This is a genomic window from Streptomyces sp. NPDC056061 (assembly GCF_042266885.1).
Classification (GTDB): Bacteria; Actinomycetota; Actinomycetes; order Streptomycetales; family Streptomycetaceae; genus Streptomyces.
In genome coordinates, this window is sequence record NZ_JBHJWQ010000001.1 from 257,139 (window position 1) to 283,349 (window position 26,211).

Annotated in this window: 23 protein-coding genes; 10 read left to right on the forward strand and 13 right to left on the reverse strand. The window is 70.8% G+C overall.

Going from position 1 to position 26,211, the window contains the following annotated elements:
* Positions 1–7: 7 nt before the first annotated feature.
* Both ACFC79_RS01205 and ACFC79_RS01210 read right to left on the reverse strand, forming a co-directional pair.
* Positions 8–1,438 (reverse strand): APC family permease, encoded by a 1,431-nt coding sequence (locus tag ACFC79_RS01205; RefSeq protein ID WP_376233521.1) that lies wholly within the window; start codon positions 1,436–1,438, stop codon positions 8–10.
* Positions 1,435–2,583 carry a Zn-dependent alcohol dehydrogenase gene (locus ACFC79_RS01210; protein WP_376233523.1) on the reverse strand — a complete coding sequence of 383 codons (1,149 nt, stop codon included), beginning with the start codon at positions 2,581–2,583 and terminating at the stop codon, positions 1,435–1,437. Before ACFC79_RS01210 ends, ACFC79_RS01205 begins: the two co-directional genes overlap by 4 nt.
* Positions 2,584–2,786: 203 nt before the next feature.
* Here ACFC79_RS01210 and ACFC79_RS01215 point away from each other — a divergent pair, with 203 nt between their 5' ends.
* The gene (locus ACFC79_RS01215) at positions 2,787–3,371 is read left to right on the forward strand and encodes a helix-turn-helix domain-containing protein (protein WP_376233526.1); all 585 of its coding nucleotides are present in this window, start codon (positions 2,787–2,789) and stop codon (positions 3,369–3,371) included.
* 95 nt (positions 3,372–3,466) lie between these two features.
* Here the strand turns inward: ACFC79_RS01215 and ACFC79_RS01220 are convergent, their stop codons facing one another.
* Positions 3,467–3,856: a DUF192 domain-containing protein gene (locus ACFC79_RS01220; RefSeq protein ID WP_376233528.1), complete on the reverse strand. Its 390-nt coding sequence runs from the start codon at positions 3,854–3,856 to the stop codon at positions 3,467–3,469.
* Between the two features lie 96 nt (positions 3,857–3,952).
* Here ACFC79_RS01220 and ACFC79_RS01225 point away from each other — a divergent pair, with 96 nt between their 5' ends.
* The 3 genes from ACFC79_RS01225 to ACFC79_RS01235 all read left to right on the forward strand — a co-directional run bounded on the left by ACFC79_RS01225 (position 3,953) and on the right by ACFC79_RS01235 (position 6,521).
* The gene (locus ACFC79_RS01225) at positions 3,953–4,861 is read left to right on the forward strand and encodes a prepilin peptidase (protein ID WP_376233531.1); all 909 of its coding nucleotides are present in this window, start codon (positions 3,953–3,955) and stop codon (positions 4,859–4,861) included.
* A 333-nt stretch (positions 4,862–5,194) separates the two neighbouring features.
* Positions 5,195–5,983, forward strand: coding sequence for a class I SAM-dependent methyltransferase (locus ACFC79_RS01230; protein WP_376233533.1), 789 nt, complete (start codon positions 5,195–5,197; stop codon positions 5,981–5,983).
* A 79-nt stretch (positions 5,984–6,062) separates the two neighbouring features.
* Positions 6,063–6,521 carry a hypothetical protein gene (locus tag ACFC79_RS01235; RefSeq protein ID WP_376233536.1) on the forward strand — a complete coding sequence of 153 codons (459 nt, stop codon included), beginning with the start codon at positions 6,063–6,065 and terminating at the stop codon, positions 6,519–6,521.
* A gap of 176 nt (positions 6,522–6,697) precedes the next feature.
* On the opposite strand, the gene ACFC79_RS01240 is transcribed toward ACFC79_RS01235, so the two are convergent.
* Both ACFC79_RS01240 and mgrA read right to left on the reverse strand, forming a co-directional pair.
* The gene (locus tag ACFC79_RS01240) at positions 6,698–7,852 is read right to left on the reverse strand and encodes a winged helix DNA-binding domain-containing protein (RefSeq protein ID WP_376233538.1); all 1,155 of its coding nucleotides are present in this window, start codon (positions 7,850–7,852) and stop codon (positions 6,698–6,700) included.
* Positions 7,853–8,270: 418 nt separating this feature from the next.
* On the reverse strand, positions 8,271–9,311 hold the full coding sequence (gene mgrA, locus ACFC79_RS01245) for an L-glyceraldehyde 3-phosphate reductase (RefSeq protein ID WP_376233541.1): 1,041 nt from the start codon (positions 9,309–9,311) through the stop codon (positions 8,271–8,273).
* Between the two features lie 200 nt (positions 9,312–9,511).
* Between mgrA and ACFC79_RS01250 the strand changes: the two genes are divergently transcribed.
* From ACFC79_RS01250 to ACFC79_RS01265, 4 genes are all read left to right on the forward strand, one after another.
* On the forward strand, positions 9,512–10,273 hold the full coding sequence (locus ACFC79_RS01250) for an isoprenyl transferase (RefSeq protein ID WP_376234870.1): 762 nt from the start codon (positions 9,512–9,514) through the stop codon (positions 10,271–10,273).
* A gap of 395 nt (positions 10,274–10,668) precedes the next feature.
* The gene (locus ACFC79_RS01255; protein WP_376233542.1) at positions 10,669–11,991 is read left to right on the forward strand and encodes a PhoH family protein; all 1,323 of its coding nucleotides are present in this window, start codon (positions 10,669–10,671) and stop codon (positions 11,989–11,991) included.
* Positions 11,992–12,382: 391 nt separating this feature from the next.
* Positions 12,383–13,090: a lytic transglycosylase domain-containing protein gene (locus ACFC79_RS01260; RefSeq protein ID WP_376233545.1), complete on the forward strand. Its 708-nt coding sequence runs from the start codon at positions 12,383–12,385 to the stop codon at positions 13,088–13,090.
* A 218-nt stretch (positions 13,091–13,308) separates the two neighbouring features.
* A complete protein-coding gene (locus ACFC79_RS01265) occupies positions 13,309–14,730 on the forward strand; it encodes an AI-2E family transporter (protein WP_376233547.1) in 1,422 nt (473 codons plus the stop codon).
* Between the two features lie 95 nt (positions 14,731–14,825).
* Here ACFC79_RS01265 and ACFC79_RS01270 read toward each other — a convergent pair whose 3' ends face one another.
* On the reverse strand, positions 14,826–15,359 hold the full coding sequence (locus ACFC79_RS01270) for an alkyl hydroperoxide reductase (RefSeq protein ID WP_376233549.1): 534 nt from the start codon (positions 15,357–15,359) through the stop codon (positions 14,826–14,828).
* A gap of 12 nt (positions 15,360–15,371) precedes the next feature.
* On the reverse strand, positions 15,372–15,926 hold the full coding sequence (locus ACFC79_RS01275; protein ID WP_376233552.1) for a peroxiredoxin: 555 nt from the start codon (positions 15,924–15,926) through the stop codon (positions 15,372–15,374).
* Positions 15,927–16,056: 130 nt separating this feature from the next.
* Here ACFC79_RS01275 and ACFC79_RS01280 point away from each other — a divergent pair, with 130 nt between their 5' ends.
* Complete coding sequence (locus ACFC79_RS01280; RefSeq protein ID WP_376233555.1) at positions 16,057–17,025, forward strand: hydrogen peroxide-inducible genes activator; 969 nt, start codon at positions 16,057–16,059, stop codon at positions 17,023–17,025.
* A 78-nt stretch (positions 17,026–17,103) separates the two neighbouring features.
* Here the strand turns inward: ACFC79_RS01280 and ACFC79_RS01285 are convergent, their stop codons facing one another.
* The 5 genes from ACFC79_RS01285 to ACFC79_RS01305 form a co-directional block, all read right to left on the reverse strand.
* Complete coding sequence (locus ACFC79_RS01285) at positions 17,104–19,509, reverse strand: ABC transporter permease (RefSeq protein ID WP_376233557.1); 2,406 nt, start codon at positions 19,507–19,509, stop codon at positions 17,104–17,106.
* A complete protein-coding gene (locus tag ACFC79_RS01290) occupies positions 19,506–20,192 on the reverse strand; it encodes an ABC transporter ATP-binding protein (protein WP_376233560.1) in 687 nt (228 codons plus the stop codon). The genes ACFC79_RS01285 and ACFC79_RS01290 overlap by 4 nt, the downstream gene beginning before the upstream one ends.
* The gene (locus ACFC79_RS01295; RefSeq protein ID WP_376233562.1) at positions 20,189–20,713 is read right to left on the reverse strand and encodes a PadR family transcriptional regulator; all 525 of its coding nucleotides are present in this window, start codon (positions 20,711–20,713) and stop codon (positions 20,189–20,191) included. The genes ACFC79_RS01290 and ACFC79_RS01295 overlap by 4 nt, the downstream gene beginning before the upstream one ends.
* Before the next feature lie 188 nt (positions 20,714–20,901).
* Positions 20,902–21,153, reverse strand: a complete 252-nt coding sequence (locus ACFC79_RS01300; RefSeq protein WP_376233564.1) for a hypothetical protein — start codon at positions 21,151–21,153, stop codon at positions 20,902–20,904.
* The gene (locus tag ACFC79_RS01305; protein ID WP_376233567.1) at positions 21,150–22,121 is read right to left on the reverse strand and encodes an SPFH domain-containing protein; all 972 of its coding nucleotides are present in this window, start codon (positions 22,119–22,121) and stop codon (positions 21,150–21,152) included. The genes ACFC79_RS01300 and ACFC79_RS01305 overlap by 4 nt, the downstream gene beginning before the upstream one ends.
* 221 nt (positions 22,122–22,342) lie before the next feature.
* Between ACFC79_RS01305 and ACFC79_RS01310 the strand changes: the two genes are divergently transcribed.
* A complete protein-coding gene (locus ACFC79_RS01310; RefSeq protein ID WP_376233570.1) occupies positions 22,343–24,589 on the forward strand; it encodes a transglycosylase domain-containing protein in 2,247 nt (748 codons plus the stop codon).
* Between the two features lie 97 nt (positions 24,590–24,686).
* Here the strand turns inward: ACFC79_RS01310 and ACFC79_RS01315 are convergent, their stop codons facing one another.
* The gene (locus tag ACFC79_RS01315) at positions 24,687–26,156 is read right to left on the reverse strand and encodes a catalase (protein WP_376233572.1); all 1,470 of its coding nucleotides are present in this window, start codon (positions 26,154–26,156) and stop codon (positions 24,687–24,689) included.
* Positions 26,157–26,211: the final 55 nt, after the last annotated feature.

Here is a 26,211-nt window from a genome sequence, read left to right on the forward strand (position 1 = left end):
CGGGCCGTCAGTCCAGGTCGTCGGCGAACGTCCCGGCACGCTCGGCGACTTCCGGTCTGCGCACCCGCAGGACCGCGAAGCCGACGACCCCGACGACCAGCGCGCCGACGAACACGTACGGCAGCACGTTCAGCGGCCATTCCGGGACGGGCCACAGATTGCGGTAGAAGACGTAGATCATCGCGGCGGCCCCGATCAGGCCGAGGCCCCAGGTGAGGAGCAGTCCCCGCGCCCCGATCCGGCGCACGAACAGCGGGGCGGCCAGACACACCAGGGTGTAGCTGAGCATGTAGCCGAAGACGCCGATGGTGTCGATGTACGACGTCGCGTTCAGCGGCGCGGTACCGGCGCCGACCACGAGCACCGCCGGGACGGCGACGAACGGGGTGATGGTCCAGATCGCGGCGGACGGGGTGCGGTGGCGCGGGTGGGCGACACCGAGCCGGGCCGGCATCACTCCCTCGTTCGCCATGCCGAACAGCAGCCGGGCGGCGACGGTGATGCAGGCCATCACCACGGCCACGAACGAGGCCGCGAAGCCCGCGTGCAGGAAGAACTTCAGGAAGCCGAGACCGGACATCTCCGCCAGCTCGTCCATCGGGTCGGAGCTCCGGCCCAGCGCGTCCGCCCCGCCGAACCCGGCGACCTGCGCGTAGGTGGCGAACATGTAGAGCACGCCGGCCAGGATCGCGCTGCCCATCACCGAGCGGGGAATCGCCTTGTACGGGTCGGTGGCCTCGGCGCCGAGCGAGGCGGCGCCCTCGAAGCCGACGAAGCCGAGCACGCCCAGCACCACGGCGAAGACGATGCCGTCGAGGGTGGAGCCGCTCAGGCTCAGCTGGTCGGTGTCGATGATGTTCCCGCTCTTGAGGAACGCGGGGAGCAGCACGACCACGATCAGGACGATCGACACGACCTCCAGTACCGAGGCGACCCGCGCGGCCGTCCGCACGCTGGCGATCGTCAGCCGCATCGCGACGGCGGCCAGCAGCACGTCGAGCAGGATCTGGCCGGTGATCCCGGTGAAGATCCCGATGCCGATCTGGTCGAGGGCGCGCGCCGTGTAGTACCCGGCGCCCGCGAGCGAACCGGAACCGATGCACACCGCCCCGATCAGCAGCGCCCATCCGGTGACGAAGGAGCCGGGCGCCCCGAGCGAGAGCCGGGAGAACGCGTACAGCGAGCCGACCCCGGCCCGCCGCCGGGCGAACACGCAGATGCAGTACGCGATGGCGAGGACGGCGGCCATGGCCAGGAAGAACGAGAACCAGGCGCCGTTGCCCGCGGACGCCGCCATGCTGGCGGGCGCGAAGGCGATGACGGCACTGGGCGCGACGTTGGCGACGCTCTGCGCGCCGACCTCGAAGGTGGAGACGGACCGGTGGGCCAGTCCGTCGGCCGGCTGCTGCGGCGCGGCCTGCTTCCCGGCGGTGCTCATGTCCGGTCCTCCATCATCAGCAGCTGGCGCAGGGCATGGCCGGCGGCGAGGTCGGCGAGGGCGTCGCCCGCCTCGTCCAGCGGTCGGCGTGCCGAGATCATCGATTCCACGTCGAGTTCGCCCGACACCACGAGATCCACCAGGGCCGGGATGTCGCGGGCGGCGTCGACGGATCCGTAGTTGGAACCGAGGATGCGCTGGTCGGCCTCGGCGAGCGCGAGCGGGTCGAAGCGCGCGGTGCGGCCGGTCGGCGGCAGGCCGACGATGACGGCGGCGCCGCCCTGACCGAGCGCCGCGATGGACTGCTCGGTGGTCTCGATCTTCCCGATGGCGTCGAACACGTAGTCCAGGCCCTCCGGGACCAGGGCCCGCAGCGCCTCGACGACATCGCCGTCGCGGGCGTCGACAGCGTCCGTGGCGCCGAGCCGGCGGGCCAGCTCCAGCTTCTCCGGGACGACGTCGACGGCGACGATGCGGCCGGCCTTCGCCAGCCGGGCGCCCTGCACGCAGGAGAGCCCCACGCCGCCGCAGCCGATGACGGCCACGGTGGCCCCCGCCTCGACACCGGCGGTGTTGCGGACCGCGCCGACACCGGTGGCGATGGCGCAGCCGACCAGGGCGATCACGTCGAGGGGTGCGTCCTCGCGCACCTTGATCGCGCCGGAGGCGGGGACGACGACCCGTTCGGCGAAGGAGGAGACGCCGAGGTAGTGGTGGGCCGGTTCGCCGTCCACCGAGAGGCGGGAGGTGCCGTCGTACAGCACCCCGCCGGGTGCGACGACCTCGGCGACCAGGCCGCACGCGGCCGGACGCCCGGAGCGGCAGAAGCGGCAGGTACCGCAGGACGGGACCCAGGAGAGCACGACGTGGTCGCCGGGTGCGAGGCCGGTGACGCCCTCACCGACCGCGGTGACCACGCCCGAGCCCTCGTGCCCCAGCACGACCGGGACGGGGTGGTCCCACTCGCCGCGGATGACGTGCAGGTCGGAGTGGCAGACGCCGGCCGCGGCGACGGCGACCTCGACCTCTCCGGGGCCGGGCGGGGCCAGGGTGACGTCGGTGACGGTCACCTCCTGCCCCGGGGAGCGGAAGACGACGCCGCGTACGGTGCGCGCGGTGCTCTCTTGGGAGGACGGGGAGCTCATCGGCTTACTCCTCGGGTGGTGCGGGACGAGCGGGGGAGGGGAGAAAGGGGCGGCGCGGGGGAGGGCCACCAGGACGCCTTGTTTAGCGCCATTAAACTTTCGTCAGAGTTTTACAGCACTAAACTCGACCCGTAAAGACCCTTTCGACCTGCGGTTCTCCCCGGCCACCGACCGTGACGCCTGCGACAGGTAGCGTGTCCGCCATGTCCGAAGCCCCTGACAGCCACATGTCCACGATCGGCCCGCGGCTGCGCGAACTGCGCCTGGCACAGGGGCTGACGCTCGCGCAGATCGCCGAGTCCGCCGGTGTCACCAAGGGGTTCGTCAGCCTCGCCGAACGCGGCAAGACCTCGGTATCCGTCCCGACCCTGATCCGCATCTGCGAGGCGCTGGGCACCGGCATCGCCACGCTCTTCGACTATCCGGACCAGGACGTCGTCAAGGGCGGCCGGGGCGCCAGGCTGGAGATGGGCGGGCACGGCATCGAGGAGTTCCTCCTCACGCCCGCCGAGGAACGGCACGTCCAGGTCATGCGGACGATCCTGAGCCCCGGCGGCGGCTCGGGCGGCGCGTACAGCCTGGAGGCCGAGACCGTCTTCGCCTATCTGGTGCGCGGCACGCTGCGGCTGACTGTGGACGGCGAGCCCAGGTTCCTGGAGGCCGGTGACTCGACGACGTTCTCGGCCCGCGCCGCGCACGCCTGGGACAACCCCGGCGAGGACGAGGCCGAGGTGCTCTGGTCGATCGCCCCGGCGCTGCCGCGCTTCCGCACCAAGCTGCGGCCGTAGGACTGTGGGCGGGAGGCTTCACCGGCCTCCCGCTTCCGTCGCGCGGCGAGCGACGGTGCGACGAGCCCGCCCGGACCGTCGACGCGTCCGGCGGCTCAGCCCCGGTCCGCCTCGTCCTGGACGATCCGCACCTGCGCCCCCGGCCGCAGGCCCCACTTCTCCATCGCCCCGGCCTCCGACTCGACGACATGACGAGCCGTCAGTCGGGGCAGCCCGAGCCGGCCCGGCTTCATCGTGCGGACCGCGAGCACGCGGAACTTCCGGTCCAGGTACGCCACATCGATCGTGAACCGCATCCCGAAGGTGTGCACGCTCCCGCACGGCGTGATCAGCAGTGCGCCGTCGATCCCGTCCTGCTTGAGCAGCCCCCGGCTCCGCGCCCGGTACGAGGCCGCGATCCGCAGCGGTATCTCCGGCTCCTGCCCTCCCCGTGCATCGGCGACCGTCAGAGTGCCCTTGCCATTGCGCCATTGAGCCATGGCCATGACGGTAGCGCCCGGTGACGGCTGCTGGGTCCGGAACGGTGCACGGTGGGCCCCAGGGCCCATGCCCCGTGTCCGGCGTCCGCCTAGGGTCGGCACGTGTACGTCATGCTGACAGGGCTCGCCGCACTCTGGGGCGCAGCGTCCGGGATGCTCCTCCCGCGCGCCGCCTACCGGTTCTCCGTCGAACCGGAGGAAGCCTGGCGGGACACCTGCCCCGCCGGCCACGCCCTTACCGGGTTCGCCCGCGGCTGGCTCGGTTCCACCCGGTGCGCCGGGTGCGCGTTCTCGGTGCCCGCGGTGGCCGCCACCGCCGCGGGCACCGAACCCGGCTCCGCAGGCGCCGCGGACGAGTCCGGCGCGGGGGACGGACCGGGTGCCTCGACCCCCACCGCCGAGCAGGCCGCCCCCGAGCCGACCCCCGCCGGGTCGGCCGCCGGGTCCGACGCCGCGCCGCCCGCGGCGCGCTACGCCCCCGGTGTCCTCATGCCGCTCGTCACCGCGCTCGCCTGCGCCGCCCTCGCCGCGGCCACCGGACCCCGGCCCGAACTCGGCGTGTGGCTGGTGCTGGCCCCCGTCGGGGTGCTCCTCGCGACCGTCGACCGCCGCGTCCATCGACTGCCCGACCGGCTGACCCTGCCCGCCGCCGGGGCGGTCACCGCGCTCCTGGGCATCGCGGCGCTGCTCCCGGAGCACGCCGGGGTCTGGGTGTACGGCCTGCGGGGCGGGTTGGCCCTGGGCGGCTTCTACTTCGTGCTCTTCCTGATCAACCCGAACGGGATGGGCTTCGGAGACGTCAAGCTCGCCGTGTCATTGGGGGTGGCGCTCGGCTGGTACGGCTGGACCGTCCTCATCGTCGGCGGTTTCGCCGGCTTCCTGCTCGGCGCGGTGTACGGGTTCGGGCTGCTGGTTCTGAGGCGGGCGGGACGCAAGACCGGCATCCCGTTCGGCCCGTTCATGATCACGGGCGCGTTGCTGGGCCTCCTGCTCGGCGGACTCGCCGCCTGATCGCGCGACGGCGCAAAGCACGCCCCGAGCCGGCCGGGCGGCACGTCCCCGGCTCGCCCGCCCGGCGGCACGTCACCCCGCCCGCGCGGCGGTACGGATGCCTCGTGCCCGGCACGCGCACCGCCCGGCGAAACGCGGTCGCGCCCGCCGCCGCCCGGATGACACCATTCCCGTATGTCCGGAACCCCCGCAGAACCTCCGCCGACCGAGCCCGAGGCCGAAGTCGATTCCAGGACCGATTCCAGGACCGATTCCAGGACCGATTCCAGGTCCGAAGCCGGCTCCGGGGCCAGGACCGAATCCGGGATCGAATCCGGGATCGAACCCGGGCCCGTGTCCGAATCCGGGATCGGAGCCGCGGAACGCGCGCGCTTCGACGCGCTCGTGGCGGAGGCCGCCGCCGTGTCCGTCGACGGCTGGGACTTCTCCTGGCTCGACGGCCGGGCGACCGAACAGCGTCCGTCCTGGGGCTACGCGCGCGCCATGGCGGACCGGATGGGCCGGGCCTCGGCGGCCCTCGACATCCAGACGGGCGGAGGCGAGGTCCTCGCCTCCGCACCGCGACTGCCGCCGCTCACCGTCGCCACCGAGTCCTGGCCGCCGAACGTCGCCCGCGCCACCGCCCTGTTGCACCCGCGCGGCGCGGCGGTCGTCGCCGATCCGGACGAGCCGCCGCTGCCGTTCGGGGACAACGCCTTCGACCTGGTGGTCAGCCGTCATCCGGTGACCACCTGGTGGGACGAGATCGCGCGGGTGCTGACCCCCGGCGGCACGTACTTCTCGCAACAGGTCGGCCCGGCCAGCGTCTTCGAACTCGTCGAGTACTTCCTCGGTCCGCAGCCGCCCGAGGTGCGCGGCGCGCGGGATCCGGAGCGCGCCCGGTCCGAGGCCGAGGCGGCCGGGCTCGACGTCGTCGACCTGCGACTGGAGCGGCTGCGCACCGAGTTCTTCGACATCGGGGCCGTCGTCTACTTCCTGCGGAAGGTGATCTGGATGGTGCCCGGCTTCACCGTGGAGAAATACCGCCCGCGCCTGGCCGAACTGCACCACCGCATCGAGACCGGGGGCCCGTTCGTCGCCCACACCACCCGATTCCTGATCGAGGCCCGCAAACCCCGGTGAGGACCGCACCGTGGACGCGCCCGTCGCTTCCGTCCGAAAGGTGCGACCCTGGACGTCAGGAGCAGGGAGGGGAACGGACATGCGGGCGGGGAACGAGGAGCGAACGCCACGCGTCCCGCGACAGGGCAGGGGCGACTGGCTCAGGGGCTCACGGATCGTCGCGGTGCTCGGCGTCCTCCACCGGCCGGAGGGACCCCTGGCAGAACCGGAAGCCGTCGAATTCCTGCTGGCCGACGGCCAGTCGGTGCTGCTGACCTGCGCCTCCGACCGGACCGTGCGGGTCGGCCCCGGTGCCTGGCCGCGGCTGCCCGACTGGTGCGTGCCCTCGGGGCAGTGGGAGTTCGCCGCCGTGTCCGGTCTGCCGCGGACCCCCGACGGCGGCTGGACCGTCACCGGCACCGAGGAACGCGGGGACGAGCGGGGCGAGGTGCGCGAGGTCGTCATCCGGTGCGAGGGCGGTCGCTTCGTCGTCATCGGCGGCGAGACCCTGACGATCCGCTTCACCCGCGGCCATCGCGGCGCGCCGGCCACGGCGTGACCCACGACGACACCGCACCGCCACGGCGCGCCCACCTCGACCCGTCCACCTCGGCCCCGCCCGCCTCCGCACGGTGCGCCGTCGCCCCGTCGCGGCCCCCGGTGTCCCGTCCCGCACGTACCGCCGCACGACGGGACACCTCGGGCGGCACCCCCCACCGCGCACCACGGGACGCGTCAGGCGTGCGCCCCCACCGTCACCTTTCCGACCGTCAGTTCCGGTGTGCCCTCCAGCACCTCACCGACCCGCGCCACCTGCTCCTCCAGACCCCGCAACTGCCCGGCCGTCAGCGGCGACAGCGGCTCCACCGTCACCGAGATCCGCCGGCCCGAACGTCGTTGGTGCCACACCCCGGCCACCGTCCCGTCGATCAACAGCACCGGGAAGTTCCCCGCCTGACCGCCCGCCAGCGCCCGGTGGTACGTCGCCCCGGGAAAGAGGCTCTCGCGCGGCCTCGACGCGATGAGGAACGCGTCGAAGTAGGGGAGGAGCCGCACCCCGCGCACCGGTTCCTCGGGGAACACGGTGTCGCCCGCCACCAGCCAGGCCGGCGCGCCCTCGTAGGCCACCGCCTCGATCTCCCCGCGCCCGGCCATTCCCGCGAAGAGGTCCACCGCCCAGCCCCGGGGCGCCGCGAGCCACTTGGCGAAGTGCTCGGGCGTGGCGGGCCCGTACGCGTGCAGGTAGCGGCGCACCAGCGCGACGAGTGCCCGCGCACCGTCGAGCGGGACGACCTCCGGACGGGCGAAGGTGACCTTGCGCCCGCGACCGGCGGCGAAACACAGCGCGCCGCGATGTCCCGCGAGATGCAGCACCTGCCGCCAGCGCGGCCACATGCCCTGAAAGGCGGGCATCACCGGGTCGCCGGCCCACGCCCCGGTGCGCTCCACCACCGCGTCGGACAGCTCGTCGACGGTCAGCTCCGCCCCGGTCAGCGCGTCCGCGATCGCGGCGAGCACGGCCTCGGTCTGCTCGGGCGTCATCCGGACCCCCTCACGGAACGGGCCGCGCCCGACCGGCACGGCCGACAGCGCGCCGGTCCACAGCGGGAGCCCGGCCGACGGCAGCAGGTGGACGGTGCCGCGCGGTCCGTACGTCTTGACCAGGGAACGATCCGTCCACAGCGCCCGGCGCACATCGGTACGGGTCGCCCCCGTCATCCGCAAGCCGATGGACAGCTCGGCGGCCGACATCACCTGTGCGTGGGCCGCGGGCAAGGTGTCGACCACGTCGGCCGGGGCGGGGCCCGTCGGCGCGACGAGCCCCTGGCGTTCCATCCGGCGCGCGTTCGCCATGGTCCAGGTCACGGTCGTGGTTCGTGTCGACGTCATGCGACGGAAACTACGGGGCCAATAGGACGGATTCTGTCCTGTATGTCCCCGTCGCGGTGCCGTGCGGACGGACGCCCGCGGGGCCGCTGCCGTGCCCCGCGGGCGTCCGACCCGCGCAGTGCCCGGACCGGAGTCCGGCACATTCGGAGAGTAATTGTGGAGTGGCGTGGCACGCAGCATCACTTACGAAGGGTTATGGTGGAAACCCCCCCCTCGGGCCGGTCCGTATCCCCCCCACGGACCGGCCCGTTTTTCTGCGCCGGTTCCGCGCCCCCTTCCGCCCCTCCCCGCCACTCGTCCCGCCCTGTCCGCCCCCGTCGAGGGCGCCCGGCGGGACTCGTACGCCGGCGCACCGGCGCCATGGGCGCGGGCTCGTGTCACGGGCGCCCCGGCACAACCGTCCGGTGCAGGGTGCCGGTCAGCCCCGTCCGGCCCAGATGTTGGCACCGGCGGTGTCCACGGCGAAGGTGTCGATCTCCCGCAGCTCCTCGGCCGACAGCGGCGGCCCGGCGAGCGCGGCGACGTTCTCCTCCAGCTGCCGCACGCTCGACGCGCCGATCAGCGCCGAGGTCATCCTGTTGTCCCGCAGCACCCAGTTCAGTGCCAGCTGGGCGAGTGACTGACCGCGTCGCGCGGCGATGCCGTTCAGTCCGTTCAGCCGCCGCAGCACCTCCTCGGAGAGCAGACCGGGATCCAGCGACTTGCCCTGGGTGGCACGCGAACCCTCCGGGATACCGGTCAGGTACTTGTTCGTGAGCAGCCCCTGGGCCAGCGGCACGAAGGAGATGCAGCCCATGCCGGCAGTCTCCAGGGTGTCGAGGAGCCCGTCGTCCTCGATCCATCGGTTGATCATCGAGTAGGACGGCTGGTGGATCAGGGCGGGTACGCCCATCTCCCTGAGCAGCCCGGCCGCCTCGGTGGTCTGCTCCGCGTTGTACGAGGACACGCCCACGTACAACGCCTTGCCCTGCCGCACGGCGGAGGCCAACGCCCCCATCGTCTCCTCCAGCGGGGTCTCCGGATCGAAGCGGTGGGAGTAGAAGATGTCGACGTAGTCGAGGCCCATCCGCCGCAGCGAGGCGTCGAGCGACGACAGCAGGTATTTGCGCGAGCCCCACTCGCCGTACGGGCCGGGGTGCATGTCGTACCCGGCCTTGGTGGAGATGACCAGCTCGTCCCGGTACGGGGCGAAGTCCTGCCGGAAGATCTTGCCGAAGTTGAGCTCGGCGGAGCCGGGCGGAGGTCCGTAGTTGTTGGCGAGGTCGAAGTGGGTCACCCCGAGGTCGAAGGCCCGGCGCAGGATGGCGCGCTGGGAGTCCAGCGTGCGGTCGTCGCCGAAGTTGTGCCAGAGACCGAGGGAGACGGCGGGGAGCTTGAGCCCGCTGCGACCCGTACGGCGGTACTCCATGGAGTCGTACCGCGAGTCGTCGGCCCGGTGGAGGAAAGGAGATTCAGTCACGATTCCCTCCTTATCACGGACTTGTGACAGGCCGGGTTGGGCCGGTCTGCCCCCTGCGCAGTAATGTGGCGGTTCCGGGGACTGCGAGGGCGCGGCGGAGCGGTGGGCTCCGCGAATCGGTGCGGCGATCCCCAGAGGGACGACCCAGGACCCCGGGCGGTGGGGCGGGCGGGCCCGCACGGAACCGAGAGGTGAACTCAGTGAACTTGCGCGACCTGGTGTACCGGCTCTACGCGCGCCGGGTGGAGGCCCGCCTCGACCACGCCCAGGTGCCCAAGCACATCGGTGTCATCCTCGACGGCAATCGGCGCTGGGCGAAGGCGTCCGGCGGCACGGCCGCGCAGGGGCACCAGGCAGGCGCGGACAAGATCCAGGAACTGCTCGGCTGGTGCAGCGAGACCGATGTGGAGGTGGTCACGCTGTGGCTGCTCTCCACGGACAACTTCGACCGGCCCGAGTCCGAGCTGATCCCGCTCCTCGGCATCATCGAGAACACCGTGCGCGATCTCGCGGCGGACGGCCGCTGGCGCGTCCACCACGTCGGCACGCTGGACCTCCTCCCCGCCCACACCCAGACCGTCCTCAAGGAGGCCGAGGAGGCCACCCTCGGCGTCGACGGGATACTGGTCAACGTCGCCGTCGGTTACGGCGGCCGCCAGGAGATCGCGGACGCGGTCCGCTCGCTGCTGCTGGAGCACTCGGCCAAGGGGACGTCCTTCGAGGACCTGGCGGAGATCGTCTCCACCGATCTGATCTCCGAGCACCTCTACACCCGGGGCCAGCCCGACCCGGACCTGGTCATCCGCACCAGTGGCGAGCAGCGGCTGTCCGGCTTCATGCTCTGGCAGAGCGCGCACTCCGAGTACTACTTCTGCGAGGTCTTCTGGCCGGCCTTCCGCCGCGTCGACTTCCTGCGCGCCCTGCGCGACTACGCGGCCCGCCACCGCCGCTACGGCGGCTGACGACGCCCGCCCCCGGCAGCGCCGGGCGGCTGTTTCCCGCCAGTCGTCCCGACGGCGGATCCGGGACCGCGAGGTGCCGAACGCACCCGGTCCGGAGCGTCACTTCAGGCTCACCCATGCCCGGGGTCCGGCATGGCTTCGTGCGTTCGAGGGAATACCCCTGACAGGTCGGCGTCCGGTCACCAACCAGGCGGACGTCGAGTCCAAGTGAGCGGGCACGCGCCCGCTCGCCCGGGAGGCCCTTTGCACACGAAGGACCGTACACACAGTGCGTCCGACGCGGAGGGCCGGTGCTCGGCCCGTGCATCGGGGCCGCAGCCCGGTCCGTCCTCTCCCATTGGGATGCTCCGCGACGCCGTCGCACCCCAACCTCTTCCGAGGGGGTACGTCCTTCCGTGGTGACCAGCACAAAGCGCCGCATGTCCGACAGGCGCACCTACGTTCTCGACACCAGCGTCCTGCTGGCCGATCCGAACGCCATGACCCGCTTCGACGAGCACGAAGTCGTGCTCCCGATCGTCGTGGTCACGGAACTGGAGGCCAAACGGCACCACCCGGAGCTGGGGTACTTCGCCCGGCAGGCCCTGCGCCTGCTGGACGACTTCCGCACCCGGTACGGCCGACTGGACGCCCCGATCCCGCTGGGGGACCTGGGCGGGACGCTGCGCGTCGAACTCAACCACTCCGATCCCGGCGTCCTGCCCGCCGGCTACCGGTTGGGTGACAACGACTCACGGATCCTCGCCGTCGCGCGCAACCTCCAGGCGGAGGGGTACGACGTCACGGTCGTCTCCAAGGACCTGCCGCTGCGCATCAAGGCGTCCTCGGTCGGGCTCCTCGCCGAGGAGTACCGCGCCGAACTCGCCATCACCGACTCCGGCTGGACGGGCATGTCGGATCTCTCCCTCGCCGCCGACCAGGTGGACCTGCTGTACGGGGAGGAGACGCTCCACGTCCCCGAGGCGGTCGAACTGCCGGTGCACACCGGACTGGTCCTCCAGTCCGAGCGGGGCAAGGCACTCGGCCGGGTCACCGCCGACGGCCGTGTGCGCCTGGTCCGCGGCGACCGGGAGGTCTTCGGCATCCACGGCCGCAGCGCCGAGCAGCGCATCGCCCTCGACCTCCTCCTCGACCAGGACGTCGGCATCGTCTCGCTGGGCGGCCGGGCCGGTACCGGCAAGTCGGCGCTGGCGCTCTGCGCCGGGCTCGAAGCCGTCCTGGAGCGCAGGCAGCACCAGAAGGTGATGGTCTTCCGTCCGCTGTACGCGGTCGGCGGGCAGGAACTGGGCTACCTCCCCGGCACCGAGGCCGAGAAGATGAGCCCCTGGGCGCAGGCCGTCTTCGACACGCTCTCCGCGGTCGCCGGGCGCGAGGTGATCGAGGAGGTGCTCGGGCGCAACATGCTGGAGATCCTGCCGCTCACCCACATCCGGGGACGCTCGCTGCACGACGCGTTCGTGATCGTCGACGAGGCGCAGTCGCTCGAACGGAACGTCCTGCTCACGGTGCTGTCCCGGATCGGGTCGAACTCCCGGGTGGTGCTCACCCACGACGTGGCCCAGCGGGACAACCTCAGGGTCGGCCGCTACGACGGGGTCGTGGCCGTGGTCGAGAAGCTGAAGGGGCATCCGCTCTTCGCCCACGTCACGCTGACCCGCTCCGAGCGCTCCCCGATCGCCGCGCTGGTGACCGAAATGCTGGAGGAAAGCCAGATCTGATACGGGATGCGACCACTGGTGCCGCCCGGCGAGCGCAGCAGCTTAGCCGGGCGGCATCGTGCTGCGGCGTCTTTTCCGTAAATCATTTGCCCCAAACGAGGTGTGAGCTTTCACACGCAACGGAGAATTGCTTCCCGGCGTGCCGTTCCGGCAGAGTCTTGCTTCCGTCAGGCCCCGCATACGGCACACCCGCACCTCCAGAGGTGCCACGCACGACACAACTCAACAATCGACTGCCGTATGCCGCCCGCGAGCACCACGCGGCACTCCCTCCCCGGGAGTCGCCCACCGGGCCCGTACCTCCCGTGACCCAAGCAGTGGGGAGGTCAGTGCCAGGGGCACGATTGCGCCCGCGAGGTCACCTAAGCGGGCGATGCTGGAAGGAAACCGTGTGAGCCGGATCTCGGTCCGGGGGTTCGCAGTGGCGTCTGCCACCGCGGTCACCACCGTCGGCGCCGTCGTAGGCGTTGCCTCGGGCAGCACTCCCGCTGCCGACGACAACAACTTCGAGGCGACCGCAGCCGACACGACGCTGCTCGCAGACATCCCCGCCGGACAGCAGGCCCAGGTGCAGACCGCCTCGCTGACCCAGCAGGCGGACGCCCAGGCGTCGGCGGCCGACGCGGCGGCGAAGAAGTCCGTCGAGGAAGCGGCCCGCATCCAGGCCGCCAAGGACGCCAAGTCGAAGAAGCAGGCGGCCGAGGACAAGCTGGAGAAGGAGCGCAAGGAGAAGGAGAAGAAGGACGCCGAGCGCGCCAGCCGATCCGAGATCCGCAGCACCGCCTCCTTCGCCCAGCAGAGCTCGTACACCGTGGCCGAGGTCCAGGCGATCGCGCGACAGATCGTGCCCGCCGACCAGTTCCAGTGCTTCAGCAACATCGTCAACCACGAGTCGACGTGGAACTACCGGGCGATGAACCCGTCCTCCGGTGCCTACGGCCTCGTGCAGGCGCTGCCCGCCTCGAAGATGTCGAGTGCCGGTGCCGACTGGCAGACCAACCCGGCCACCCAGATCAAGTGGGGCCTCAGCTATATGAACGGCAAGTACCAGAGCCCGTGCGGCGCCTGGTCGTTCTGGCAGGCCAACCACTGGTATTAGGGCGTGTGTCGAAAGTCCCGCCCGCCCTCCGGGCGGACGACACTGCTTTCGACACACTCCCTGGGCCCCCTCCCGGGAGCAATAATCCGCCGAGGTTGCGATATCAACCTTCCGAAGCCCCCCTCCGTCCTACGGAGGGGGGCTTCGCGCGTGTACGGTCGGTCCGACGGCTCGGCCGGTGACCGGTGGGGAGAGGGAGCGGGGGAAGAGAAACGATCATGTCGAGACTTCCGGGGTGGCTCGGCCGCATGGGCACCGAACTGACCGAACTGGGCGAGCGGCTGGAGAAGCGCAAGGCCGAGGCCGAGGAAGAGGCGGACGTGCCCGTCGACACGCCGATGCTGAGCGCATCCGCCGCCCTCCCGGCGAACGATCCGGGCCGGCGCGGCACCGCCGACCACGTGCCGCGGCCCCCGGCGTACGCGCCGTCCGTCGCGGCCCGGCCCGATCCCGTCGACGCGATCCCGTGGAGCATACGGGTCGCCGCCGAGGCGGGCTGGCGACTGCTCGTCCTCGCGGGCACGCTCTGGGTGCTGATGAAGGTGATCAGCACCGTCCAACTGGTGGTGCTGGCGTTCGTCGCCGCACTGTTCGTCACCGCGATGCTCCAGCCGACCGTCGCCCGGCTGAAGCGGTACGGGCTGCCGCGCGGACTGGCCACCGCGGTCACCGCGATCCTGGGCTTCGTCATCATCGGCCTGGTCGGCTGGTTCGTGGTCTGGCAGGTGATGGACAACATCGACACCCTCTCCGACAAGGTGCGGGCGGGTATCGAGGAGCTCAAGCGCTGGCTGCTCAACAGCCCCTTCCACGTCACCGAGCAGCAGATCAACGATGTCGCGAAGAACCTCAGCGACACCATCGGCACCAACACCGACCAGATCACCTCCGCCGGGTTGCAGGGCGTGACCGTGATGGTGGAGTTCCTGACCGGAATGCTCCTGGCGATGTTCTCGACGCTCTTCCTGCTGTACGACGGGAAACGCATCTGGCACTGGGTCCTCAAGCTGGTGCCCGCCCAGGCCCGGCCGGGCGTTGCCGGCGCCGGCCCGCGCGCCTGGCGGACCCTGACGGCCTATGTGCGGGGCACGGTCATAGTGGCGTTGATCGACGCGATCTTCATCGGGCTCGGGATCTGGTTCCTCGACGTCCCGATGGCGGTGCCGCTCGCCGTGTTCATCTTCCTCTTCGCCTTCATCCCCCTGGTCGGTGCGGTGATCTCCGGAGCGCTCGCGGTGGTCGTGGCGCTGGTCACCGAGGGGGTGTTCACCGCGCTGATGGTGCTGGCCGTGGTGCTCCTGGTGCAGCAGATCGAGGGCCATGTGCTCCAGCCGTTCATCCTGGGGCGCGCGGTGCGGGTGCACCCGCTCGCCGTCGTCCTGTCCGTCGCCGCGGGCGGCATGATCGCGGGCATCGGGGGAGCGGTCGTCGCGGTGCCGCTGGTCGCGGTCACCAACACGGTGGTCGGCTATCTGCGGGCGTACGGGCAGGAGGAGGCCCTGCGGCACGCCCCGTCCCCGCACGGGGCGACCGCCCTCGACATCGCCCCCACACCCGCGCCGGCTTCGCCGCCCGAGGACCGGGAACCGGAACGCGACGGCGGGAACGGCGATACGAACGCCGGTCACGGCACGCAGTAGCGACGTGCCGACGGGCCGGAGGAAACGGAAGAGGAAGAGCCCCGGAGGACGGTCGGTCGTCCTCCGGGGCTCTCCCGTATCAGGGGTGGTGCGTCCTACTCGGCGAGCACGGCCTCGGCATCGAGGGTCACGCCGACCGCCTGGATCACCGCAGCGATCTTGACGGCTTCCTGGACGGTCTCACGGTCCACGCCCGCCTTGCGCAGCACCTGCTCGTGGGAGTCCAGGCACTGGCCGCAGCCGTTGATCGCGGAGACGGCGAGCGACCACAGCTCGAAGTCGGTCTTCTCCACACCCGGGTTGCCGATGACATTCATCCGCAGCCCCGCACGGAGCGTCCCGTACTCGGGGTCCGAGAGCAGGTGCCGGGTCCGGTAGAAGACGTTGTTCATCGCCATGATGGCGGCGGCCGACTTCGCGGCGGTGTACGCCTCCGCGGAGAGGTTGGCCTTCGCCTCCGGCTCCAGCTCGCGCAGCACCTTCGGCGAGCGCGAGGCGATCGCGCAGGCGAGGACGGTGCCCCACAGCTGCTGCTGCGGGAGGTTGCTGTTCCCGATGACCGAACCGAGGTTCAGCTTCAGGTCCTTGGCGAAGTCCGGGACGGCGGCCTTCAGTTCGTCGAGTGCCATGTCGCCGTCAGCTCACTCGCCCGCGAGGAGCGCGACCGGGTCGAGGGTGTCCTCGCCCTTGGACCAGTTGCACGGGCAGAGCTCGTCGGTCTGCAGGGCGTCGAGGACCCGCAGGACCTCCTTGGGGTTACGGCCCACGGAACCGGCGGTCACCATCGTGAACTGGATCTCGTTGTTCTGGTCGACGATGAAGACGGCGCGCTGGGCGAAGCCGTCCTCGCCCTCGATGCCGAGGTCGCGCATGAGCTCGTGCTTCGAGTCGGCCATCATCGGGAAGGGCAGGTCGGTCAGGTCCGGGTGGTCCTTGCGCCAGGCGTGGTGCACGAACTCGGAGTCACCGGAGAAGCCGAGGACCTGGGCGTCACGGTCGGCGAACTCGTCGTTCAGCTTGCCGAAGGCGGCGATCTCGGTGGGGCACACGAAGGTGAAGTCCTTCGGCCACGCGAAGACGACCTTCCACTTGCCCTCGTAGGTCTTGTGGTTGATCTGCTCGAACTCCTTGCCCTTCTCCAGCGAGACACAAGCAGTCAGGTCGAACTCGGGGAACTTGTCACCGACAGTGAGCACGCGCACTCCTTGCAGCGTCGGAACTCCCTTTTGGGGACTTCCTGAGGGTTGGACGTTCCCCACCTTGGCACAGAGAGCATTGATCGCGGAAATAGCTACAATCGGTCGTGATGATCGGAGGTGCCTATCAGTGAAGCAGGTCAACCAGGGCCATCAGGCCAACCGGACGAAACAGCCCAGCCTGTCGCAGCTGCGCGCCTTCGCCGCCGTCGCCGAGCACCTGCACTTCAGGGACGCCGCGGCAGCCATCGGGATGAGCCAGCCGGCCCTCTCCGGTGCCGTGTCGGCGCTGGAGGAGGGGCTGGGCGTGCAGCTCATCGAGCGTACGACGCGCAAGGTGCTGCTCTCGCCGGCGGGGGAGCGGCTCGCGGTCCGGGCCCGTGCGGTGCTGGAGGCCGTCGGCGAGCTGATGGAGGAGGCCGAGGCGGTGCGGGCGCCGTTCACCGGCGCCCTCAGGCTCGGCGTGATCCCGACTGTCGCCCCGTATCTGCTGCCGACGGTGCTGCGGCTGGTCCATGACCGTTACCCCGAGCTCGATCTCCAGGTGCACGAGGAGCAGACCTCCTCGCTGCTGGAGGGGCTGGCCGCGGGACGGCTGGACCTGCTGCTGCTCGCGGTGCCGCTCGGCAACCCGGGTGTGACCGAACTGCCGCTCTTCGACGAGGACTTCGTGCTGGTGATGGAGCGGGACCACTGGCTGGGCGGGCGCACCGACCTGCCGCGCGACGCGCTGCGCGAGCTGCCGTTGCTGCTGCTCGACGAGGGGCACTGCCTGCGCGACCAGGCGCTCGACATATGCCGGGAGGCGGGACGGACGCAGGGGGCACCGGTGACCACGACGGCTGCCGGGCTCTCCACGCTGGTGCAGCTGGTGGCCGGCGGGCTCGGGGTGACGCTGCTGCCGCGTACCGCGGTGACGGTCGAGACCGGCCGCAGCGACGCGCTGGCCACCGGTTACTTCGAGGATCCGGCACCCTCGCGGCGGGTGGCGCTGGGGATGCGGACCGGGGCGGCGCGACACGAGGAGTTCGAGGAGTTCGCGGCGGCGCTGCGCGAGGCGATGCGGGCGCTGCCGGTCCGGGTGACGGCGGGAACGTAGCGATCACGCCGCAAAGAGGGAGGGGTGCGGTTCCCGGAACGCTCCGGGAACCGCACCCCTCGTCGGCCGGGACGGCTGTCACTCCGTGCGCAGGCCGTCCGGCCGCATCATGCGCCACAGCGGCGGCAGCGACAGCAGGGTGACGAGCAGGATCAGCGCGGCGCCCGCCCCCAGCATCGGCAGGAACAGCCACCAGTCGGTCACCTTCTTGCCGACCATGCGGATCATCGCGGCGCCCAGGCCGAGGCCGCCGACGACCGCGACCGTCAGCCCGATGAGCACCGGGACGGCGGTCTGCCAGAGCACCGACCAGCCGAGCGTCGAGCGCCGTGTGCCGAAGGCGACCAGCACCGACAACAGGCGCTTGCGCTCCCGCAGCTGCTCCAGCTGCGAGACCAGCATCGCGGCGGCGATCAGCAGCAGCGTCGCGGTCGCGCCGGCCTGGAGGCCCCTCTGCACGGTGAGGTACTGCCGGTCCTTGGCCACCGAGGTCAGGGCGGCGATCCGCATCCCCGGGTCCAGTTCGGCCGCCGTGTTCCGCACGTACTCGGAGACGTCCTTCACGCTCTGGTCCACCATGATCTGCGCGTTGGTCGTGGCGTGCGGCAGGGTGCCCGGGTCGATCGCGCCGACCGTGGCCATGATGCCGGTGTGCTCCTCGTTCATCGGGTCGCGGCGGGTGGTGACGGTCGGAGTGTCGGCGGGCAGGGTCCACAGCATGGACTTCTCGCCGGGCTGCTGGCCCATCAGATAGTTCAGCTCGACCGGCTCGCCCTTGCGGGCGGTCTGGTCGATCCAGTCGGCCTGCTCCTTGTCGTTCTCGGGGTGAACGACGAACACGTCACCGTCCCGGCAGGAGTCGATCCGGGCGATCTCGCGCAGGGTCGTGCAGTCGCCGATGGTCAGCCCGGTGGTGGGCTGGGCGTCGCCCTTTTTGTGCCGGCCCGGCTTCACCGCGAACGACTCGACCATGCCGATGACCCCGGTGACACCCTCGGTGGCCCGGAACTTCTCGATGGTCCGGGTGGCGGTGTCACCGGTGACGACCTCGGAGAACGTGTAGAACTGGGCCCGTTCGGCGTCCTGACCGGTGAGCCGGCTGAACTCGTCTCCCACCGCGACGAACAGCATCTGCAGGGCCACCGCGCCCGCCACCGCGACCGTGATGCCGCTGACCGCGCGGGAGGCCGCGCCGCTGCCGAGCTGGAGGCGCCGGGTGGCGAGCTGCCAGGGCACCGGGCCGCCGCGCAGTCGCTTCACGCACGCCTCGATCAGCCAGGGCAGCAGCAGGGCGAGTCCGACCAGCACCAGCACGGCGCCGCCCGCGACCGGGTACGGATTCACATCGCCGTGCGTCTCCACCTTGCCGGTCAGCAGGAGCACGGCAAGACCCGCGACCGGGACCAGCAGCCGCCACCAGAGCCGGCGCCCGCGCTCGCGACCGCCGCGTACGACGCCGAGCGGTTCGATCGCCACCGAACGCAGGGCGAGCAGCGTGACGAGCACCGCCGCCGACGGCACCGCGACCACGACGAGCCCCGCGAGCAGGGGATCGGGGACGAGGTCCGCCGGGAAGGCGCTGAGGTCCCACACCTCGACGGACCCCATGAAGTGCCGCCCCGTCAGGAAGAACGCGACACCGGCCAGCAGGCCGAGTACGGCCCCGAAGAGGGCCTCGCCGGCCGCGATCCGGCGGGTCGTCCGGATGTCCGCGCCGACCAGGCGCAGCGCGGCGAGCCTGCGGTCGCGGCGGTCGCCGCCGAACCGCACCGATGTCGCGATGAAGATCGCGACCGGCATCAGCAGGACGACGCAGATCAGGATGACCAGGACGACGAGCATCGGCGGCATCGGTTCGGGCGGGGAGGAGTCGCCGTAACCGCCGACCCGGTAGCCGCCGTCGCCGACGGTCAGGGTGGAACTGCCCACGTAGAAGAGCAGTTCGCCCGGCGAGATCAGGCCCGGCTCGGCGATCGTGCCGGTGATCCGGTACGGCAGTCGTTCCTTGAGCAGGCTGCCCTCCGAGGAGCCCAGCAGCTTCTTCAGGGCGGGGGAGGCCACCATCTCACCGGCGCCGGGGAGGTGCGCCACACCCGGCGGGCGGACGGGGTGGGCGCCGTCCGGGCGCATCAGGTAGCCCTCGATGGTGCGGCCGCGGTATTCGGTCGTCACGTTGATCCGGACCACCGTGGTGTCCGACTTCTCCACCACCGCGTCCGGGTCGTCGGATTCCGCGCGCTCGGCCCGAGCCTGGCTGCGTGCCGAACGCTCCTCCGTCAGGTGCGGGGCGGAGGCGGCGGTCAGCAGCAGTGCCACACCGAGGCCGACGCCCACCGCGGTCAGCAGGGTGCGGATCCAACCCTCGCGGCCGCCCGCGGCGGCGAACCGGATGCCCAGGGCGAGGTCGCGCAGGAAGGAGGAGAAACCGCGGGCGGGCCGGGGCGGGGCCGCGTCGGGGGCCTTGGTGCGGTCGAGCAGGGTCATGCCGTGTGCTCCAGGTCGAGGGCCCGGCCGTCGCGCACGGTGACGTCGCGGTCGGAGTACGCGGCGACCCGGGCCTCATGGGTCACCAGCACCACGGCGGCGTTGGTGGACCGGGCCGCCTCGGTGAGCAGGTGCATGACGCGCTCGCCGTTCAGGGAGTCCAGGGCGCCGGTCGGTTCGTCGGCGAAGATCACCTTGGGTGAGGCGGCGAGCGCGCGGGCCACCGCGACGCGCTGGCCCTGCCCGCCGGAGACCTCGCCGGGACGCTGGCCGGCGATGCCGTCGACCTCCAGGCGCTCCAGCCAGTGCCGTGCGGTGTCCTCGGCCTGCTTGCGCCGGACGCCGTTCAGGCGGAGCGGCAGGGCGACGTTCTCCACGCAGGTCAGCTCGGGGACGAGCTGGCCGAACTGGAAGACGAAGCCGAAATCGGTGCGGCGCAGGGCGCTGCGCTCGGCGTCGGACATGGCGGAGAGCTCGCGGCCCGCGTAGGTGATCGTGCCCCGGTCGGGGGTGACGATTCCGGCGAGGCAGTGCAGCAGGGTCGACTTGCCGGAGCCGGACGGGCCCATCACGGCGACGACCTCGCCCGGGTGGATGGAGAAGCAGGCGCCGTCGAGCGCCGGGGTGGAGCCGTAGGACTTGTACAGTCCGTCGGCGCTGAGCAGGGAGCCGACGGGGGTCATGCGCCGACCTCCTCGGCGAGCCGGTCCAGTCGGGCGGCGGTGAGTTCCAGCCAGCGCAGATCGGCTTCCAGATGAAACAGCGCGTGGTCGCAAATCAGCTGGTCGGCGAGGTCGCCCTTGCGCTTGCGCTCGGTGAGGACCCGCATCAGACGCAGGTGCTCGGTCCGCTGGGTGTCCAGCAGGGCCGCCGCGCTGCGGCCGGTGAGCAGGGCCAGGACAACCTTGGTGTAGAGCGTCGACTGGAGGTACGGCTCGGGCTTCTCCGGCTCGGCGAGCCAGGCGGCGACATCGGTGATGCCGGCCTCGGTGATGGCGTAGCGCTTCCGCTCGGGGCCGCTGCCGCTCTCGACGCCGTCGACCTCGACGAGGCCGTTCTTCAGGAGCCGGGACATGGTCGAGTAGACCTGGCCGTAGTGCAGCGGGCGGTCGTGGCCGAACTTCTCGTCGAACGCGCGCTTGAGGTCGTACCCGTGACGGGGGCCGGACTCCAGGAGTCCGAGCAGGGTGTGGCCGATAGACATGCGGAGCACTGTACACGGTGTGTATACCCGCGATGTATACCCGGGGTGCGGGCCCGGGGGCGGCATGCGGGGTGCGGGGAACGGATGACGGCGGGCCCGGGTGCGAAGTGGGGGAACGGTCGACGGCGGGCCCGGGAGCAGGGGGAACCGCTCCCGGGCCCGCCGTCGGATCGGGCGGTGGCTCCGGTTCACTCGGGTGCCGGGGGCTCCGGCTCCGCCGCCTTGGGCGGACGCCCCCGGCGCGGGATCGGGCGGGCCGTGCCGGGCAGGCGCCCCGCCTCCGCCAGTGCCCTGCGCAGCAGGAACTCGATCTGGGCGTTGGCGCTGCGCAGCTCGTCGGACGCCCAGCGGGCCAGTGCGTCGTGCACCGCGGGGTCCAGCCGCAGCAGCATCTGCTTGCGTCGCGGCGGGGTCCTGCGCGCCGGGGTCTCCTCGGTCACTGGTAGAGCGTGCCCGTGTTGAGGACCGGCTGCGCGGCACGGTCGCCGCACAGCACCACCATCAGATTGCTGACCATGGATGCCTTCCGCTCCGCGTCCAGCTCGACGATGTCCTGCTCGGCGATCCGCGTCAGTGCCATCTCGACCATGCCGACCGCGCCCTCGACGATCTGCTGCCGGGCGGCGACGACCGCCCCGGCCTGCTGGCGCTGGAGCATCGCGGACGCGATCTCGGGGGCGTACGCGAGATGACTGAAGCGCGACTCGATGATGCGGACCCCGGCCGCCTGCACCCGGGCGGTGAGCTCCACGGCCAGCTTCTCGGTGATCTCCTCGGCGTTGCCGCGCAGCGACAGGCCGTCCTCGTCGTGCGCGTCGTACGGGTACTCGATGGCGATGTGCCGGACCGCCGCCTCGGTCTGGGTGGCGACGAACTCCAGGAAGTCGTCCACCTCGAACAGGGCCTGCGCGGTGTCCTCGACCTTCCAGACGACGATCGCGGCGAGCTCGATCGGGTTGCCGTAGGCGTCGTTGACCTTCAGGACCGCGGTCTCGTGGTTGCGCACCCGGGTGGAGATCTTCCGACTGCTGGTGAGCGGGTTGATCCAGCGCAGCCCGTCGGTGCGGATCGTGCCGACGTACCGGCCGAAGAGCTGGATCACCCGCGCCTCGCCCGGTGCGACCATCTTCACACCCGTCATGCAGAAGAACGAGGCGACGGCGAGCAGGATGCCGAGGATGCACACCGGGATGCCCACACCGTTGTTCCCGTTCGAGCCGACGACGCCGCCGATGATCGCGAGCGCGATGCCGGCGAACACCCCGAGCACGGTCAGCAGCAGCCCGAGTCCGCCGGGGATGCTGTGCGCCGTCACCTCTCTCACCTGCGGCTCGGGCATCTGCGGAGCGTCGGGCGCGAGTCCGTCGGCCAGTACGGGCGCCTTGCGTGCGATGTCCTGATCGGTCATGGGATCCCCCGTTTCGAAGAAGCGATCGTTGCTATCAATGTGATTGCACATTAATGGATTTCGCAACCCTGGGGACCCCTCATTCGTCGGTTCCCATGAGGGCGGGTGCTGATTGTCACGTCCGGAAAAAGCCACATCGCTTGCATTCCGTCCTCGCGGACGGTGTTAGCTGAGTCGAGCCGACCGAGCCGGTCGGGCGGAGAAACAGGAGCGGAACAGCGATGGGTAGAGCGGAGGCGCGAAGAGCTCAGCGGCACGGAGCGCGGCGGGTATCGAGGAGGGGCGGCATACGCAGACTCTTCACCTGGCGGAAGATGCTGGGAGCCTTCCTCGGGCTCTGCCTGCTGATCATGGGCGCCTGCGTGGCGCTCTATCTCTATGTGGACATCCCGAAGGCCAACGCCCTGGCCGAGCGGCAGAGCAACGTCTACCAGTACAGCGACGGCTCCCTGCTGACCCGGGTCGGTGACGGGGTCAACCGCCAGAACGTGAACCTCTCCGAAGTCCCCGAGGACGTGCAGCACACCTTCGTCGCGGCCGAGAACAAGACGTTCTACAAGGACAAGGGCGTCGACCTCAAGGGCACCGCCCGCGGCATCATCAACACGCTGTCCGGCAAGGGCAAGCAGGGTGGCTCGACCATCACCCAGCAGTACGTGAAGAACTACTACCTGACGCAGGAACCGACGATCAGCCGCAAGCTTCAGGAACTGGTGATCTCCCTCAAGGTCGACCAGAAGCAGAAGAAGAGCGACATCCTCGCCGGGTACATCAACACCGCCTTCTACGGCCGCGGCGCCAGCGGCATCCAGGCCGCGGCGCAGGCCTACTACGGGGTCGACGCCAAGGATCTCGACGTCGCCCAGGGCGCCTACCTCGCCTCGCTGCTCCAGGCACCCAGCCAGTACGACTGGGCGACCGCGTCACCGACCGGCAAGAAGCTCGTCAAGGACCGCTGGAACTACACGCTCGACAACATGGTCGAGATGCACTGGCTCGACAAGGCCGAGCGCGACGCCCTGAAGTTCCCCGTGCCGATCAAGCCCAGGCCCGCCCCCGGCATGGAGGGCCAGACGGGCTACCTCGTCGAGGCCGCCAACAAGGAGCTGGACAAGCAGGGCATCACGGCCGAGGTGCGGCAGGCCGGCGGCTGGACGTTCACCCTCAACATCGACAAGAAGCGCCAGAAGGCCCTGGAGAAGGCGGTCGACGGCCGTCTGGAGTCCAAGCTCGACCGCAAGAGCAACAAGGTCGACGCGACGGTCCAGGCCGGAGCCACCTCCGTCGACGCGAAGACCGGCGCGGTCGTCGCCCTGTACGGCGGCGTGGACTACACCAAGCACTACATCTCCAACGCCACCCGCCAGGACTACCAACCCGCCTCCACCTTCAAGCCGCTGGTGTTCGCCGCCGCGCTGGAGAACGGCTCGAAGACCCAGGACGGCGACCGGATCGGCGTCAACACCCGCTACGACGGCACCAGTAGGCGGCCCGTCGTGGGCAGCGACACCCCGTTCAACCCGCAGAACGAGGACGACGTCAGCTACGGCGACGTCACCGTCCAGACCGCCATGAACAAGTCGATCAACTCGGCCTTCGCGCAGATGGTCGTCGATGTCGGCCCCGCGGCGGTGAAGAAGACCGCGATGGCGCTGGGCGTGCCGGACAAGAACTTCCCCGAGCGCCCCGCCATCACGCTCGGCACGATGAACGCCTCCACCTGGGACATGGCGGGCGCCTACGCGACGCTCGACAACCACGGCAAGAAGGTCACGCCGTTCATCGTGAAGTCCGCCAAGCACCAGAGCCGGACGTACGAGCCCGTCCAGGGCATCGGTGACCAGGCGATCAGCCGCAAGTCCGCCGACACCGTGACCTCCGTGCTGCGGGGCGTCGTGGACAGCGGCTCCGGTCACGAGGCCGACACCACGGCCTACGACGCCGCAGGCAAGACGGGTACGTCGGAGAACAACAAGGCCGCCCTCTTCGCGGGCTACACCCCCGAGCTCACCACGGTCGTCGCCCTCTTCGGCGAGTCCCCCGGCGGCGGCGGCCAGGTCAGCCTGACCGGCACCGCCAACTCGGGCCGGGCCAATGGTGGCGGCTTCCCGGCGCAGATCTGGGCGGACTACACCCTGGCCGCGCTGAACGGCGGCTCCGACGCCAGGTTCGACCTGGAGGACGTCGAGCAGGGCGAGTCCACCGTGCAGCAGACGCCGTCGAACACCCCCTCCACGACGGAGAGCCCGACGCAGTCCCCGACCCAGGACCCGAAACCGCCGCAGCAGAGCGCGAGCCAGACGCCCGAGGCGCCGACCAGCCAGTCGCCGGACGTGCCCCCGGTGAGCGAGTCGCCGGACGTGCCGCCGGTGAGCGAGTCGCCGGACGTGCCGGGCGACGGGGCGGGCCCCGGCCGGCCGGGCGACGGCAACAACAACGTTGCCAACAACAACCAGCCGGCGCACTGAGCGCCTGAACCGCCGGTGAGCGCGCGGGGCGGGGGCGGTACCTTCTCGGTACCGCCCCCGCCCGTGTTCGTGGCGTCCTCGTGCCGCCGCGCGGGCGTCAGCCGCCGTTGACCTTCTTGGCGACCCGGTCGCCGAGGTCCTTGTCCACATTGCGCCAGTACTGCACCGCCCGTTTCAGGACCGGGGCACTCACACCGTCCAGCAAATGGCCGGAAATGTTCGACACCAGACGCTCGCGGGCCGCATCGTCCAGCACCTTGCGCACCAGCGTGCCCGCCTGGCCCCAGTCGTCGTCCTCGCTGTGCAGCTTGTACGCCTCGTGCACCATCTCACCGGCCGTGGCCCAGCCCGCCGGGTCGCCGAAGCGCGAGGTGTCCGCGGCCGGACCGCCGTACGAGTTCGGTGCGTACACCGCGCCCGTGCGCGCGGGCTCGTACCGCATGGGGCCGTCCTTCGCGTAGGAGTTCCGGCCGAACCGCGGGCGGTTCGGAGGCAGCTGCGCGTAGTTCGGACCGATCCGGTACCGGTGCGTGTCCGGGTACGAGAAGAGCCGGCCGAGCAGCATCTTGTCGGGCGACGGACCGATGCCGGGCACCAGGTTCGACGGCTCGAAGGACGCCTGCTCGATGTGGACGAAGAAGTCCTCCGGATTCTCGTTCAGCGTCATCCGGCCGACCTCGATCTCCGGGTAGTCGCCGTGCGGCCACACCTTCGTGAGGTCGAACGGGTTGAACCGGTAGCCGGGTGCGTCGTCGAACGGCATGACCTGGACGTACAGCGTCCAGCTCGGGTGGTCGCCGCGCGCGATCGACTCGTACAGGTCGCGGCGGTGGACGTCGCCGTCGACACCGGCCATCCGGTCGGCCTCGTCCTGCGGGTAGAAGTCGATGCCCTGGTCGGTCTTGAAGCGGTACTTCACCCAGAACCGTTCGCCGCCCGCGTTCACCCACATATAGGTGTGCGAGCTGTAGCCGTTCATGTGGCGGTAGGTCTTCGGGATGCCCCGGTCGCCCATCAGCCACGTCACCATGTGCGCGGACTCGGGGGACAGGGTCCAGAAGTCCCACTGCATGTCGTGGTCGCGCACCGCGCTGTCCGGGCGCCGCTTCTGCGAGCGGATGAAGTCCTGGAACTTCATCGGGTCGCGCACGAAGAAGATCGGCGTGTTGTTGCCGACCATGTCGTAGTTGCCCTGCTCCGTGTAGAACTTCAGGGCGAAGCCGCGCGGGTCGCGCCAGGTGTCCGGGGAGCCCTGCTCACCGGCGACCGTCGAGAAGCGGGCGAGCATCGCCGTCCGCTTGCCCGGCTGGAGGAGGTCGGCCTTGGTGAACTGGCTTACGTCGTTGGTCACCTCGAAGAAGCCGTAGGCGCCGGAACCCTTGGCGTGGACCACCCGCTCGGGCACCCGTTCCCGGTTGAACTGGGCCATCTTCTCGATGAGGTAGTGGTCCTGGAGCAGGATCGGACCGTCGGACCCGACAGTGAGCGAGTGCTCGTCGCTCTCCACCGGGATTCCGGCATTGTTCGTGGTGTAGGGGGTGTTCCTGGTCGTCGATTCCTCAGGCACGAGGGTCCTCCCGTCGGTGGGGGTTTCGCTCAGGTCGCCTCGTTCACGACTGAAG